Consider the following 206-nt stretch of genomic DNA (forward strand, 5'->3'; position numbering starts at 1 on the left):
AAAAAAGGAAAAGAGGAGAAAAAAGAAAAAGAGGGAAAAAGGAGAAAAAAGAAGCCAGAGAAGAGAAAAAGCTAAAATCTCAAGATGCAGTTCAAACTATGGAAGATGTAAAAGGTATCGTAGAGACTAAAACAAGAAGAGAAAAAGAGACAGAAAAAAAGAGAGAAAAGAAAGAAAAGGGAAAAGAAAAAGAAAAAGAAAGAAAA

At 30.6% G+C, this 206-nt stretch carries 1 protein-coding gene; it reads left to right on the top strand.

Annotation, left to right across the window (positions count from 1 at the left end; all coding sequences use genetic code 11):
• Positions 1–206 (top strand): hypothetical protein (locus NG918_RS17245; protein WP_252227181.1); only part of this gene is annotated, 206 nt, incomplete at both ends.

Source organism: Clostridium sp. ZBS2 (genome assembly GCF_023845855.1).
Lineage (GTDB): Bacteria > Bacillota > Clostridia > Clostridiales > Clostridiaceae > Clostridium > Clostridium aquiflavi.